The sequence below is a fragment of the Oleiphilus sp. HI0061 genome (assembly GCF_001635675.1).
The window spans coordinates 1-1,217 of record NZ_LWFE01000429.1 but is presented as its reverse complement, the minus strand read 5'-3'; the positions used below and the strand labels follow the sequence as shown (position 1 = coordinate 1,217).

Sequence of the window (1,217 nt, the reverse complement as noted above, 5' to 3'; positions counted from 1 at the left end):
TGTATCCAAAATTATTGCAAACAATCTTCAACGAAGTGGTGATTTTGATACCTTGCCGACCTCGCGTATGCTCGGCTTACCTGAACGCTTCGACCAGGTGCACTTCAGAGACTGGCGTAGGCTAGGGCAGAGTTATATTGTTGTTGGGAGTGTCACGCATCAAAATGGTTCTAAGCAGGTAATAGTAGACTATGAACTTGTTGATATCTTTACTCAAAAATCTCTCATTAGCGAGCGAGTAAAAGCAAGCCCTACAAGCCTTAGAAAAACAGCGCATTATATTAGTGACCGTGTGTATCAGCAGATTACGGGTGTCCAAGGCGTGTTTTCTACCAAGATCGCATATATAACCGTTAAAGAGTTAACCAACAAGCAGCGTCAGTACCGCCTAAATGTTGCAGATGCTGATGGGAAAGGGGCTTATACACTGTTTACTAGTCGCGAGCCTATGTTGTCTCCTTCATGGTCTAATGATGGGCAGCACCTGACTTACGTGTCTTATGACTCTGGTCGCCCAGCAATTTACATTCAGCATGTGATTTCAGGAAATCAAAGAAAGGTGACCTCGTTTAAAGGCTTGAATGACTCGCCTATGTGGTCGCCAGATGATTCCTCTCTGGTAATGACCTTGTCGAAAGATGGCAACGCCGAGTTATATAGTTATGACTTGGCTCGTGATCGCACTGAGCGATTAACATTCGACTCAGGTATTGATACCGAGGCAAGCTGGTCACAGGACGGTAAAAGTGTCGTATTTACAAGTGACAGGGGCGGGAGCCCACAGGTTTATCGTATGTCTCTGAGAGATCGTATTCCGGAGCGCTTGAGCTTTGTTGGGAAGTATAATACCAGGCCTCGCTACAGCCGCGACGGTAATAGTATTTTTTACGTCCACAAAAGTACCGAGCCGGGTGATCAAGGTTTTCATATTGCAGAAATAGATATCGAGACGGGGGATCAAAGAATTCTCACCTCAACATCGCTGGATGAGTCGCCAAGTGTTTCACCAAATGGGCGTATGATTATATATTCGACCTTGCGCGGTGGTAGCAAAGTTTTAGCGGTGGTATCGGTTGATGGTGGTGCGAAATATTTTTTACCATCTAATAAGGGCGATGTGCTGGAGCCTGCCTGGTCACCTTTTTTGTAGATTATTAATTATTGGATATAAACCGGTAAAAATAAAAGCTTTTCGCTAAAACCCGCTTGTGTTTTAT

General features: G+C 44.5%; 1 protein-coding gene. It reads left to right on the top strand.

Features of this window, described 5'->3' with window-relative positions:
* Positions 1-1,150 (top strand): Tol-Pal system beta propeller repeat protein TolB (gene tolB, locus A3735_RS05755; protein WP_068637733.1); only part of this gene is annotated, 1,150 nt, incomplete at its 5' end.
* Positions 1,151-1,217: the final 67 nt, after the last annotated feature.